The 13,533-nt window shown below is 37.8% G+C and carries 15 protein-coding genes; 14 read left to right on the top strand and 1 reads right to left on the bottom strand.

Annotated features, from left to right (window positions below; all coding sequences use genetic code 11):
• Positions 1-13 precede the first annotated feature (13 nt).
• Together ACK1LH_RS10770 and ACK1LH_RS10765 are read left to right on the top strand one after the other, a co-directional pair.
• Complete coding sequence (locus ACK1LH_RS10770) at positions 14-463, top strand: MaoC family dehydratase N-terminal domain-containing protein (RefSeq protein WP_203287303.1); 450 nt, start codon at positions 14-16, stop codon at positions 461-463.
• Positions 460-858, top strand: a complete 399-nt coding sequence (locus ACK1LH_RS10765) for a MaoC/PaaZ C-terminal domain-containing protein (RefSeq protein ID WP_411333005.1) — start codon at positions 460-462, stop codon at positions 856-858. Before ACK1LH_RS10770 ends, ACK1LH_RS10765 begins: the two co-directional genes overlap by 4 nt.
• Positions 859-897: 39 nt before the next feature.
• Here the strand turns inward: ACK1LH_RS10765 and ACK1LH_RS10760 are convergent, their stop codons facing one another.
• On the bottom strand, positions 898-1,266 hold the full coding sequence (locus tag ACK1LH_RS10760) for a helix-turn-helix domain-containing protein (RefSeq protein WP_411333004.1): 369 nt from the start codon (positions 1,264-1,266) through the stop codon (positions 898-900).
• 348 nt (positions 1,267-1,614) lie between these two features.
• On the opposite strand from ACK1LH_RS10760, the gene ACK1LH_RS10755 reads away from it, so the two are divergent.
• From ACK1LH_RS10755 to ACK1LH_RS10700, 12 genes are all read left to right on the top strand, one after another.
• Positions 1,615-2,352 carry a YveK family protein gene (locus tag ACK1LH_RS10755; RefSeq protein WP_411333003.1) on the top strand — a complete coding sequence of 246 codons (738 nt, stop codon included), beginning with the start codon at positions 1,615-1,617 and terminating at the stop codon, positions 2,350-2,352.
• Complete coding sequence (locus ACK1LH_RS10750) at positions 2,327-2,992, top strand: CpsD/CapB family tyrosine-protein kinase (protein WP_411333002.1); 666 nt, start codon at positions 2,327-2,329, stop codon at positions 2,990-2,992. The genes ACK1LH_RS10755 and ACK1LH_RS10750 overlap by 26 nt, the downstream gene beginning before the upstream one ends.
• Before the next feature lie 222 nt (positions 2,993-3,214).
• Positions 3,215-3,352: a hypothetical protein gene (locus tag ACK1LH_RS10745; protein ID WP_411333001.1), complete on the top strand. Its 138-nt coding sequence runs from the start codon at positions 3,215-3,217 to the stop codon at positions 3,350-3,352.
• Positions 3,353-3,355: 3 nt separating this feature from the next.
• Positions 3,356-5,176, top strand: coding sequence for a polysaccharide biosynthesis protein (locus ACK1LH_RS10740; protein WP_411333000.1), 1,821 nt, complete (start codon positions 3,356-3,358; stop codon positions 5,174-5,176).
• Positions 5,177-5,236: 60 nt separating this feature from the next.
• Positions 5,237-6,403: a glycosyltransferase family 4 protein gene (locus ACK1LH_RS10735; protein WP_411332999.1), complete on the top strand. Its 1,167-nt coding sequence runs from the start codon at positions 5,237-5,239 to the stop codon at positions 6,401-6,403.
• Positions 6,366-7,433, top strand: a complete 1,068-nt coding sequence (locus ACK1LH_RS10730; RefSeq protein ID WP_411332997.1) for a glycosyltransferase family 2 protein — start codon at positions 6,366-6,368, stop codon at positions 7,431-7,433. The genes ACK1LH_RS10735 and ACK1LH_RS10730 overlap by 38 nt, the downstream gene beginning before the upstream one ends.
• A 10-nt stretch (positions 7,434-7,443) precedes the next feature.
• Positions 7,444-8,553: a glycosyltransferase family 1 protein gene (locus ACK1LH_RS10725; RefSeq protein ID WP_411332996.1), complete on the top strand. Its 1,110-nt coding sequence runs from the start codon at positions 7,444-7,446 to the stop codon at positions 8,551-8,553.
• 2 nt (positions 8,554-8,555) lie between these two features.
• Complete coding sequence (locus ACK1LH_RS10720; RefSeq protein WP_411332995.1) at positions 8,556-9,437, top strand: glycosyltransferase family 2 protein; 882 nt, start codon at positions 8,556-8,558, stop codon at positions 9,435-9,437.
• A 42-nt stretch (positions 9,438-9,479) separates the two neighbouring features.
• Positions 9,480-10,547 carry an EpsG family protein gene (locus tag ACK1LH_RS10715; protein ID WP_411332993.1) on the top strand — a complete coding sequence of 356 codons (1,068 nt, stop codon included), beginning with the start codon at positions 9,480-9,482 and terminating at the stop codon, positions 10,545-10,547.
• A gap of 39 nt (positions 10,548-10,586) precedes the next feature.
• A complete protein-coding gene (locus ACK1LH_RS10710) occupies positions 10,587-11,339 on the top strand; it encodes a glycosyltransferase family 32 protein (RefSeq protein WP_411332992.1) in 753 nt (250 codons plus the stop codon).
• 13 nt (positions 11,340-11,352) lie between these two features.
• Complete coding sequence (locus tag ACK1LH_RS10705) at positions 11,353-12,549, top strand: glycosyltransferase (protein WP_411332991.1); 1,197 nt, start codon at positions 11,353-11,355, stop codon at positions 12,547-12,549.
• 17 nt (positions 12,550-12,566) lie between these two features.
• Entirely contained in the window at positions 12,567-13,532 is a 966-nt protein-coding gene (locus tag ACK1LH_RS10700) for a glycosyltransferase family 2 protein (protein ID WP_411332989.1), read from the top strand.
• The last annotated feature ends 1 nt before the right edge of the window (position 13,533 follow it).

The raw sequence follows: 13,533 nt of genomic DNA, 5'->3' as shown, positions 1-13,533 counted from the left end.
GGGAGACGGTCAAATGTATAAACACTTAATTGGAAGCGCTTCCGAAAAAGTGGAAAACACGGTTGAACCGGGAGCCATACGCAGATTTGCCCTCGCAATCGGCGATGACAATCCGCTATATACTGACACAGATGCAGGTGAAACGTCAGCTTTCAAACGGAATATCGCACCGGTAACCTTTCCCGTCACTCTGAACTACGGCACAATAGGAGGCCTGAACTTGCCGTCCAAAGGTTTAATCCACGGCGAACAGACCTTCCACTACGAGCGCCCTCTTTACGCAGGCGAAATAATCTGGTGCTCTTCGAGACTATCAAACTGCAAAGAACGGACTGGCAGTGGCGGAAGCATGGTCATCCTTACAATTGAAAGAATGGGAGAAACGGAAAAAGGAGAAGTCATCTTCACAATGACGCAGTCTGTCATCATGACGGAAGCCGCAAGAAAGGGGATAACCGTATGACTATCGCTGATCTCCGGCCGGGCACCAAGCTAGGAAGCCTCACACTTCCTCCCGTCGACAGACTCGCTCTCATAAAATATGCCGGCGCCTCGGGTGACTACAATCCCATTCACACCATAGACGAAGAGGCAGAAAAAGCAGGACTCCCGGGGGTTATCGCTCACGGCATGTGGACAATGGGCAGCCTCGGGAAGCTGTTCTCTCCTTATTTAGACGAATGGTTCATCAGGGACTATTCTGTCCGTTTTAAAGGAATGGTTTTTTTAGGCGATGTGCTTACACTGGAAGCAGCTGCAGAAGAAATGAATGGAGATACTTCTTCATTTTTAGTAAATGCGAGGAATCAGAAAGGGGAGGAAGTTGTTAGCGGGAAGGTGAGGATGAAACGAATGTAAATAAAAGGCCTCTTATCAGGTTTAGATAAGAGGCCTTCATTATTCTTTTTTATTGTGATCCATAAACTCATAAATCTGTTTTTTTCCATGCTTCCATTTTTGGAATTTCATATACTCTTGAAAATCTTTGAATTGTTCTTTACTTAAGCCTTCTGCGATGGCTTTACTCAATAGTTCTTTCCATTCTTCATCAATTTGATTTGGATTACCTTTTTCCTGACCTAGAAAATATTCAAGTTCAACCTCCAGGGTTGCAGCAATTTTTTTTAAAAAATGCAAAGAGGGATTCTTCTGGATATTTCGTTCAATATAACTAAGATAAGATTTCGACACGCCTGCAAGGTCTGCTAATTCACTTATTGAATACCCTTTTTCTAGTCTGAGTTCTCTAATTTGGTCACCAAGCATTTCAAATCTCCTTAATCAGCCTTAGCTGATAGAATAATAATCCGACTTTTTCTTTATAAGAAACAAAAACGTTCTATATAAAATAATATAGTTCTATGATAGAATGATTTTTATAAAGAAAGCAAGGGACTTTTGTTCTTTTTAACGAAAAAAAGCATTTTTATCCTATTTAGCACCAGAATATCTGGATATAAATGTGCTCCCTATATAACTTTCATAAAAATAAAGATCTATCGCTTGACACGTTCTTTATAAAGAACTACAATTGTAACATAAATCACTAAAACGTATATAAATCTTTGTTCTGTGTTCATTATTTAGAACTTATAAGGCTGAAAGGTGGAACCTATGAAAAATCACACTTTCCATGATGAACCTCTTAAAGCAGGGAAAGAGAAAGAAATTGATTTAAAGGAAATTTTCAATGTGATGAAAAGAAGAATTTGGATGATTGCTGTAATTACTGCTCTGACTACTTTTTTGGGGGCATTCTACAGTCTTTTTTATACAAATCCGCTTTATGCTACTTCAACCCGGATAGCCATTAATACGACTCCTGATACACTTAACACTCTGAATGTTATTATCAGGGACCCTGCTGTTCTGGAAAAGGTTTCTGCAAAACTTGGTCTGAACCGATCGGGGGAAGCGCTCAGCGGACAAATCACCGTAGAGACAATTGGCGCATCACAGGTCATTAACCTATCAGTTATAGATCCGGACCCAGTTACTGCTGCACAAATTGCCAATACAACCGCTGTCACCTTTAAAGACGAAATTCCTGATTTTCTTGTTATTGACGGAATGAAAGTCCTGGCAGAAGCTAAGCCGAATTATTACCCAATCAATGAAGATCACTCCCGTTACATCTTACTCGGAGCAGCTGCAGGTTTAATTATTTCGGTGGGTCTTGTTTTTCTTCTCGATTCTCTCGATGACAGCATACGCAGAAAATTGGATGCAGAAGAAATATTTGATGCACCAGTTCTCGGCACCGTCTCAAAAATATCAAAGCGCAATACAACAAAAAGCAATATAAAGAATAAGCAGGCAAGGAGTGATGGCTTTGGTGCAAAATCTTTTTAACAGTGTTTCAAAACGAAAAAAGAGCTTAATCTCATACATGAATCCAAACAGCGTGATTGCTGATCAGTACAGAACCATTATTACGAACCTGCAGTTTTCATCCATCGACAAATCTTTCAGATCTCTGCTGTTTACATCTCCCGGGTACGGAGAGGGTAAAACTACGACCGTCGCAAATGTTGCAGTTTCACTAGCACTTCAAGGTGATAAAGTCTTGCTTGTTGATGGAGACTTAAGAAAACCTTCCCTGCACGAATTATTTAAATTGGATAATGATAAAGGGCTGACAAATGTTCTAATTGGAAACGCAGTATTAAAGGAGACCATTCACCATACAGAAATAGGCCGTCTGGATGTATTGTCAAGCGGCTCAATACCTCATAATCCATCAGAACTGATCGCTTCTCAGGCAATGAGGGATCTTATCACAGCATTGCTCAAACAATACGATTATCTTCTGATAGACTGTCCTCCTCTGCTGGATGCTGTTGACGGAAAGATTTTGGCTAATGAGTGTGATGGCGTGGTTCTTATAGTGCAAAACGGAAAAACCCATAAAGAAAAAGCAGCAGAAGCAAACAGGATACTTACATCAGCAAGAGCAACTCTGCTAGGCATCGTACTGAATGAATTTAAATAAAAATTTTCAATCAATTTGTTCTTTATTAAGAATTCGGTGATGTCTCCTGTCCGTTATCAATGGAGGCACTCGGTCACGCTGTGGGCTGAAAAGCCTTAGACGCAAGTCGTCGCTGGGGTGACGTGAGGAGGGGTTAAATGCCCCATTTATGTAGATTTAAGCGGAGAGTTACCTTATGGAACGCTCCGCTTAAATCTATATGACCGAAAAGGAGAGGTTCAAATGGAATCAGTTGAACTCAAGCCTGTATTTGTCATTGAGCTAATGCTTAACGAAGATGGAAAATTTAAAGCTCCGGTTCTGAAAAAAGTGAACAGCATTCAACTCATTCTCACTGAAAAAAATCAAAAGGAGGAGTAGTGGATGACCTATAATAGAAGATTATTTCTCATGGTGTTTATTGATTCTTTAATTGTCCTTTCTGCTGTTTTATTCAGCAGATTCCTCCTTGACATGTTTGAGTGGACATTGCCGCTTGTAATAAGTTCACTGACTTTATTTGTTTGTCATCACCTCTTTTCAATCCGTTTCAAGCTTTATAACAAAGCATGGGAATACGCAAGCATAGGAGAACTGAACATTATTTTAAAAACTGTTACGCTTTCGATTGCGGCAGCAGGAGTAGTACAAGTGGTTGCTGAAGCTGGTATTGATTTCAGGCTTCTGGCAGCAACATGGATGGTTCACTTGCTACTTATTGGAGGGTCAAGATTTCTATGGAGAATGGTTCGCGATACATACATAACGAATCCAATAACCAAGAATCGGACAATCATTATTGGAGCAGGATCTGCAGGAACAATGGTAGCAAGACAGCTTTTGAAAAGTGCGGATACTGATCTTTGTCCTATAGCATTTATAGATGACAATGCCGCTAAGCACAAGCTGGACATTCTGGGTATACCTGTTGTGGGAAACGTAAAGTCCATAGAAGAAAAAGTAAAGGAGCTTCAGGTTGATAACATCATTATTGCCATCCCCTCATTAAGTAAAAAAGGGCTGAGGAATATATTTAATGAGTGTTTAAAAACAACGGCTAAAACGCAAATTATTCCGATGCTTGAAGATTTAATTTCAGGTAAAGTTTCAGTGAATCAGATTAGGGAAGTGAGAGTGGAAGACCTCTTAGGCAGAAAACCGGTGGAACTGGATATAAGAAGTATATCCGAGAAGGTTACAGGAAAAACCGTACTGGTTACAGGTGCCGGCGGATCAATTGGCTCTGAAATCTGCAGGCAGATCATCCCTTTTCAGCCAGAAAAACTTATCCTTTTAGGTCACGGTGAAAACTCCATTTATTCTATTGAGATGGAATTAAAAGGAGAGCCAGAATCAAACAGAATTCAGCTTATTACTGAAATTGCCGATCTGCAGGATGAGAAGAAAATGTTCGAGATTATGGATTTGCACAAACCTAACATTGTGTACCATGCCGCCGCTCACAAGCATGTTCCTCTTATGGAACGCAATCCGGAAGAAGCAGTAAAAAATAATGTTATCGGAACTAGAAACGCTGCCAGTGCAGCCAGGTGGGCAAACGTTGACACTTTTGTCATGGTTTCAAGCGACAAAGCGGTAAATCCTACAAGTGTAATGGGCGCTACAAAAAAACTGGCTGAAATGCTTGTACAGCATTTTGACACAATCAGCAAGACGAAATTTGTAGCGGTCAGGTTCGGCAATGTTCTTGGAAGCAGAGGAAGTGTCATTCCCCTATTCAAAAAACAGATTGAAAAAGGCGGTCCTGTAACGATCACTCACCCTGACATGGTCCGTTACTTTATGACAATCCCTGAAGCTTCAAGGCTGGTTCTGCAAGCAGGTGCGCTGGCAGAAGGCGGAGAAATATTTGTTCTCGATATGGGAGAGCCGGTCAAAATCATGGATCTCGCTAAAAACTTAATTAAAATGTCAGGACATACATTGGATGATATTGATATTGAGGTAACAGGAATGAGACCGGGAGAAAAGCTATTTGAGGAGCTATTAAAAGAAGATGAAGTTCACGATAAGCAAGTGTACCCAAAAATTTATGTAGGGAAAACAGCCACACTTTATATCGAGGAAATTCACGATATCATCAGTTCATTTTCTGAAATGCAAAAAGATGAACTGCGAATACGGCTTTTAGACCTTGCCAATCAGCGTGTTAAAACGGAAGAACTGCTGTCGATTTCAAGTTAACTAAAATCAGCATAGAACTCGCTTCCAGCGGGTTTTTTGTTTTGAGCAGGTGATGAAAAAATGAAGCCGAAAATACTATTTACAGCAACAGTGGATTACCATTTCAAAAGTTTTCATCTTCCAGTACTTAAATGGTTTCAGGAAAATGGCTGGGAAGTTCATGTAGCTGCTCAAGGAACCATTGATCTGCCTTATACTGATTCTAAATTCAATTTGCCGATCAAAAGATCACCATTTAATAGAAGAAACACGGAAGCATACAGTCAGCTGAAAGAGATTATTGATTATAATCATTACAGCATTATCCATTGCCACACTCCTGTTGGGGGGGTTCTCACAAGACTTGCAGCACGGGATGCACGCAAAAAAGGCACGAAAGTCCTTTACACAGCACACGGTTTTCATTTCTGTAAAGGAGCCCCTCTTCAAAACTGGCTAACGTATTATCCTGTTGAAAAATGGCTTTCTTCTTATACTGATTGCCTGCTTACAATTAACAATGAAGACTATCATCTCGCCTTAAAGCACCGGTTCAAAGCCGGATCTATTGAACACATACATGGAGTAGGAGTCGATATGGAAAAATTCTGTCCCATTTCTAATGAGGAGAAAGAACAGAGAAGAAAATTTTACGGCTATCAAAAAGATGACTTTCTCATGTTCTACGCAGCAGAATTCAATAAAAACAAAAATCAAAAACTTCTCCTTCAGGCGATCTGTCACCTGAAAAACAAAGTACCGAACGCTAAGCTGCTGCTTGCAGGAGAGGGACCTCTTCTGAATGAATGTAAACGGTTTGCTGAAGCAAATGGAATGATAGACACGGTCCATTTCCTTGGATTCAGAAAAGACATCGCAGACATCCTTCCCATGTGTGACCTGGCCGTCGCTTCCAGTTTACGTGAAGGGCTTCCTGTCAATATAATGGAGGCTATGGCATGCGGCCTCCCAATTGTCGCGACTGACAACAGGGGGCATCGGGAGCTTGTGAGGGATGGGATGAATGGATTCATCATACAAGATTTTAATGCAATTACTTTTTCAGAAAAAATGGCAGAGATAAGTAGTTTTAAAGCGCAGAAAGAACATTTTGGAGAGATGAGCAGATTGAGGCTTCTAAAATATGAGAGATCATCTGTTATTCACGAACTCGAAATAATCTATAACACTTACATGCAGAGGGAAGATAATGAAACCCAAAATCAGTATAATCGTTCCTATATTTAATGTTGAAAACTATTTATCAAGATGCCTAGAAAGTTTGCTTAATCAGCAATTTAAAGAGGTTGAAATCATTTGTATTAACGATGGGTCAACTGATCAAAGCGGCAGGATCTTAAATGATTACAAAAATAAACACCCTGAAATAATTGTTGTGCATAAACATAATAATGGTGTTTCAGATGCACGTAACGATGGATTAAGGATTGCTCAAGGAGATTATATTGGATTTGTTGATCCCGATGACTGGATTCATCCTTCAATGTATCATGAACTTTATCAAGCGGCAGTAAGAGAGAACACAGATATTGTCATGTGTTCTTACGTTCGTGAATTTGGAACACATTCCAATGTTAAAAAATTCAATATGCCTCCATTCATCTCATATAAAGGTTCTGAACTGAAATCTGTTTTGTTGAAAAGGCTTATAGGGCCGACAGATAAAGAGGCTGCCTCCCCGGAAAATCTTGATTCATGGGGAACCGTGTGGTCTAAGTTATACAAAGCCGATCTGATTAAAAAACAGGAGCTTTTCTTTACAGATCTAAAATTGATCGGCAGCAATGAAGATACCCTATTTAACATACACGCTGTCTATCATGCTGAATCATTCATCTTCATAAATAAGCCGCTTTATCATTACTGGCGATCAAATGAATCATCGGTTACCACAAAATACAACTGTCATTTGACTGATCAGTTTTTTACTCTCTATCAATTAATGGAAAATTTCATCGAAAAAAAAAATCTGGGAAGCGAATACAAGGCAGTTCTAAAAAATCGCATCAGTCTCAATACGCTTGGGTTAGGTTTAAACACTATCAATAAATCCAACGAAAGTTCTTTTGTTGATAGATTAAGACAACTGAAAAAAATAATAAGCAGTGATCATATGAAACGTTCACTCAGGCAGTTCAATACAACGCATTGTTCGGTGGCCTGGAAGACGTTTTTTTTCTTTGCCAAAAATCAATCCGTACTGGGCTTATTCATCATGCTTACATCCATTGAATATTTAAGAAAAAAGGTGCGTTAGGAGGAAGAGAATGAAACCGATTAGAGTGCTTCAAGTCGTAACCATCATGAATCGCGGGGGACTTGAGACCATGCTGATGAATTATTACAGAAAAATAGACCGCAGTAAAATTCAGTTTGATTTTATGGTGCACCGGCTGGATAGAGGACACTATGATGATGAAATTGAAAAGCTTGGCGGGCAGATTTTCAGAATGCCAGCTATTAGACCCGGGAACTATAATCTTTATTTCAATCTGCTAAAAGATTTTTTCGTGAAAAACAGAGATTACAGAATTGTACATGCTCATAACAACGAAAACAGCAGTTTTGTTTTGCATGCAGCTAAAGAAGCTCATGTTCCTTGCAGGATCGCTCATAGTCATTTAAGTGACCTAGGGCTAGATTTTAAATTTCCTTTTAGACTATATGCAAGATATTATATGAAAAAATCACCTACAGACTATTTTGCCTGCTCAAAAAAAGCCGGAACATGGCTATTTGGAGACAGAAGTGATGTCACGGTCTTGAATAATGCAGTAAACGCAGAAGAATTCCAATTCAATGTTTATAAAAGGAAAGAAATAAGAAGAGAGTTAAAATTAAAAAATGAATTGGTTGTCGGGCATATTGGAAGATTCAATAAGCAGAAGAACCATTCATTCTTAATCGATATCTTTAAAGAAATCTGCAGCAAAAAGCCAGACGCAGTTCTGCTGCTTGCCGGTGAAGGCCAGCTAAAAAAAGAAATAGAAGAAAAAGTGATGAAACTTGGACTCTCAGATAACGTAAGATTCCTTGGAGTGAGAGAAGACATACCTAACATAATGCAGGCAATGGACATTTTCCTATTCCCATCACTTTTCGAAGGTCTTCCAGTGGTATTGGTTGAAGCTCAGGCAGCAGGATTACCGGTATTTGCATCAGCTGCCATTACTAAGGAAACAAATGTCACCGGAAGCATAAGTTTTGTAAATCTAAAAGAGCCAGCAAGTAAATGGGCCAGTAAAATACTGTCAGTGAAACCAAACAGAAACAATACGGTCTCAATTCTCAGAGAAAAAGGATACGACACAACAAGTATGTCAAAATGGCTGGCAGAGTTCTATATTGAAAAATCAGAAACAACAGTGGGGGTTTAAATATGAAACCAACATTAACGGTCTTTACCCCATCTTATAATCGTGCATATACCCTCCATAAGTGTTATGAAAGTCTAAAAAGGCAAACATGTAAAGATTTTATCTGGATGATCATTGATGACGGATCGACAGATAATACAAAAGAGCTTGTTGAAGCCTGGAGAAGAGAAAAGGTTGTTCCAATTGACTATCACTTTCAAAATAATTTAGGCATGCATGGTGCACATAATGCAGCATACGAAAGAATTGAAACAGAATTAAATGTCTGCATAGACTCTGATGACTATATGTCTGATGATGCCGTGGAAAAAATCGTTTCTTTTTGGAAGAAAAATGGCAGTAGCCGCTTTGCAGGAATTGTCGGTCTGGATGCATCACCCTCTGGAGAAATAATAGGAACAAGCATACCTAAGAAGCTGCATCACTCCACATTAACCAACCTTTACTCAAAATATAAAGTAAAGGGAGACAAGAAACTTGTATACAGAACAGATCTAATTAGGAAAACACCGCCTTATCCCATTTTTCCCGGAGAAAAATATTGTCCGCTCAGTTACAAATATGTGCTCATTGATCAAATTCTTCCGCTTCTGTTAATGAACGAAGTTTTATGCCATGTAGAATATTTACCTGATGGCTCCAGTTTAAACATGTTTACTCAATATAAAAAAAATCCAAATGGTTTTGCATTTTTTCGTAAAGTCAGCATGGAATATTCACCTGCATTAAAGGACAGATTTAGGGAATCTGTGCATTATGTATCCAGCAGTCTGATGATAAAAAACAAAAAATTTATAAATGAATCACCAAGAAAACTGACAACTTTAGCAGCTATACCGGCTGGTATAGGTTTGTTTTTGTTCCTGAAATTTTCTGACCGTTAAAAAGCTGTCAATGCCTTTAAGTAAAGTGAAAGGAATTTAAGTATGACTGTTATGTGGTTGAATTTGGGGATGGCCTATCTATTCTCTTTTTTTGGACGTTATTTCAGCAAGCCGGCGATAGGTGACTATACTTATATTAAACCTAATAAGATCTTCGTGGCATTTGCAGCCATTTCATTAATTGCTGTTGCAGGTCTTCAGAATAATATTGGAGACACTTTTTTTTACATGAATTCATTTGAAGAAAATCAGTTGTCCTGGAACAATATCGATTACAGCGGAGATTTTGGATTTAACATTTATCAAATGCTTTTACAGCAACTATCATCTGATCCGCAAATTCTTATTTTTACAACTGCACTTATTACAAATCTGTTAATTGTGATCGTTCTATTAAATTACTCAAGAATGATTGAATTAAGCATATATGTGTATATAGCTTCCGGGATGTTTACAACTTCAATGAACGGCATAAGACAATTTCTCGCTGCAGCTATTGTCTTTACTTCCACAAAATACATTATAAATGGACATCTCAAAAAATTTCTGTTAATCATTCTCTTCGCATCAACAGTACATAAAAGCGCTCTAATCATGCTGCCCATATACTTTATTGTCAGAAGAGAAGCCTGGACAAAGGTTACTTTTATTCTCCTTGGAGCTGCAGTAATGATTGTAGCCGGGTTTAACGAATTTTCAAGCCTTCTATTTTCTGCCATAAGCAATACTCAATATGCACAATACAGCGAGTTTCAAGAAGGCGGTGCCAGCATTATCCGTGTATTCGTTAATGCTGTACCTGTAATGATTGCATATTTAGGCAGGGATAAATTAAGAAAGATCTGGCCTCACAGCGACATCATCGTAAATTTATCCATTATCAGCGTGCTTTTTATGATTATTGCTACACAAAACTGGATATTTGCCAGATTTAATATATATTTTGGCCTTTATAACTTGATTCTGCTGTCCTGGCTGGTTAAATTGTTTAAAAAAAAATACGAAAGATTAATCTATTTCGGAATCCTCATTTGCTACTTATTGTATTTTTATTACGAGCACGTTATAGGTTTTGGATTAAATTATGGCAGTGATTATTTGAACTTCTAAACACTTAGGTTTGCCGAATTGGCAGAAAGGAGTATGGAAATGGAAAGTTATGCAGCAAGACAAACAATTCATATACCTAAGCTAATCCACTATTGCTGGTTTGGAAAAAAAGAAAAACCAGTAATCATAAAAAAATGCATTCAAAGCTGGAGAAAAAACCTGATTGGGTATGAAATTATGGAATGGAATGAGGAGACGTTCGATGTCCAGTTAAACTCATATGTAAAAGAAGCGTACAAAGCAGGTAAATATGCTTTTGTCAGTGATTATGTGAGAGTTTATGTTCTGTACCATTATGGTGGAATTTATTTGGATACAGATGTTGAGGTCTTCAAACCATTTGATGAAAAGATGCTTATGCACAAATCTTTTTGGGGTTTTGAGCAGGAAAACTTTATAGCTACCAGTACAATTGGGGCAATGAGAGAAAACAAGTTTATAAAAGAATTTTTAGACTCATACGAAAATAAATCCTTTCTTAAGAAAGACGGGTCTTACGATAGTTTAACAAATGTAGCAGCAGTCACTAATTTATTGCAAAGCAAAAGCCTGCTGTTAAACGGTAAATTTCAGATAATCGAGGAGATTGGTGCCTTTTATCCACAGACTTATTTTTCGCCATATGATTATATTAACAGTAGAAAATTTATGACCGAGAACACGTATACCATCCATTACTTTTATAAGAGCTGGCTTCCTTTCAGAGCGAGGATGAAAAGTTATTTAAAAGTATGTGTTTCTAAACTAATTGGCGGAAATAATATTGCCAGAATAAGAGACGTCATGAAATGATAGGAGGCTCTGTATGGAAAATGTCTTAATAGCGAATTACGACATGGAAATTGGAGGCGTTGAAAGAAGTTTATTAAATTTGCTGAATCATTTTGATTATACAAAGTTCAATGTTGACCTGATGCTTTACAGTCATACAGGTGATTTACTTGACTCATTGCCTGAAAAAGTGAACTTACTAAAAGAAGTTCCTGATTATACATCTTTTCGAAAGCCAGTCATGAACTTGCTCAATGAAAGAAAATTTCTTCTTGCTGCTGGCAGGTTAAGGGCAAAATTAATCGCCGATTACAGACGAAGGTTGAAAAAGATGACTGAATCAGGTTATATACAAATGCAGCTTATGTGGAAATATTCTATAAAACACCTTCCAAAATTAGAAAAAACCTATGATACGGCCATCAGCTATCTATGGCCGCATGATTTCGTGGCATTTAAAGTGAATGCTCACAAAAAAGTGGCTTGGATCCATACAGATTACTCAAAAATTGAAACAGATATTATAGAAGACTTAATCGTGTGGAAAGAATTTGATCATATTGTAGCTGTTTCTGATGAGTGTAAAAATGCTTTCTTGACTAAATATCCTCAGCTTTCACCAAAAGTCTTGGTTGTCGAAAATACAAATTCTCCTGACTTTATCAAACATATGTCCAAAGAAAAAGTAATAAATCCTTTGCTGACCGATCATCGCTTTAAAATTGTTACTGTTGCTAGACTGTCATATGCAAAAGGCATCGACCTGGCTGTAGAAGCTGTAAAAGTCCTAAGGGATAAAGGCAATCAAAAGATTAGCTGGTATATTGTCGGTTACGGAGGCGAAGAAAAAAAATTGAAGAAGCTGATTCAGTTGTATAATTTGGAAGATTCTTTTATTTTGCTCGGAAAGAAAAATAACCCTTATCCCTACATTCAGTCAGCAGATTTATACGTTCAGCCCTCCCGCTATGAAGGAAAAGCAGTGACAGTGCTTGAGGCGCAAATCTTATCAAAACCAGTGATGATCTCTAATTATCCCACTGCCGTGGCTCAGTTGATAGATGGAGAAGATGGATATATCACTGAAGCTTCCATTGAAGGACTAGTTGAAGGTATTGAAAGACTAATATCTGATCATCCGTTCAGGGAACGCCTGTCAACCAATTGCATGGCAAAGGACTACAGCAAAAAGGAAGAACTAAATAAACTGTACGAAATTATGTCTCAATAATAATTGAGGAGTATGAAATGATCTCAATAATCATGCCCGTATACAATGTTGAATCTTATCTCGACACTTGTCTGCAAAGTATATTCAGCCAGTCTCACAAAAATTTTGAAGTTATTGTAGTGAACGACGGATCAACTGATCAATCCCTAAAAATAATTAATGATTACAAATCAGCCCATAATAATTTGATATTAATAGATCAAAAGAATCAGGGTATTTCAGTAGCGAGAAATGCAGCACTTGAAATTGCCCAGGGCGACTACATTTTGTTTATTGACTCAGATGATTACCTTGAAAAAGATATGCTTGAATTAATGATAAAGAAAATTACCGAAGATGAGAGTGATATGGTGATTTGTGGTCACAGCGAAGTAAACACTTCACATCCCCGAAAAATAAATAGAGTATCTTTAAAGGTAAAACCTGAAAAGGTATATTCGGGGTTGGAAGTAGCGGATATGGTCATAAATTGCCAATTGATGGGTGTAGTTTGGAATAAGCTAATAAAAAAGTCCATCATTGATCAGCATAAACTGTACTTTGAACCGGATAGGTATACTCAGGATTGGTTTCCGATCTTCAGACTGATTACAAAGTGCGCCACAATCTCTTTTGTAAATAAACCTTTGTATAACTACTTAGTTAGAAATGGCTCCATAACGTCGAAAAAAGGATGGAAACGTCTCGAAGATTATTCCTATGCTGTCCTTACAATTTTAAACTATATCGACCGCAACGAGCTGTCTTTAAGCAATAGGAGCCTGAATACGTTCAAAGTCATTACAATGGAAAAGATCATAAAAATGTATTTCAATGCACATTTAACAAAAGAAAAGCACATTTACAATGAATTTGCAGCTAGCAGATATTCTTTTATCCATGCTACATTGTTAAGTATTTTTTATAGCAATAGAATGGACGTTAGAAGCAAACTCAATCTATTGCTGTGGAAAACAAAATTATTTCACCACATTCATTTTTAAA

The organism is Metabacillus indicus (assembly GCF_046603695.1).
GTDB lineage: Bacteria > Bacillota > Bacilli > Bacillales > Bacillaceae > Bacillus_P > Bacillus_P indicus.
The sequence above is the reverse complement of the archived record's forward strand: the minus strand, read 5'-3'. Positions and strand labels throughout refer to the sequence as shown.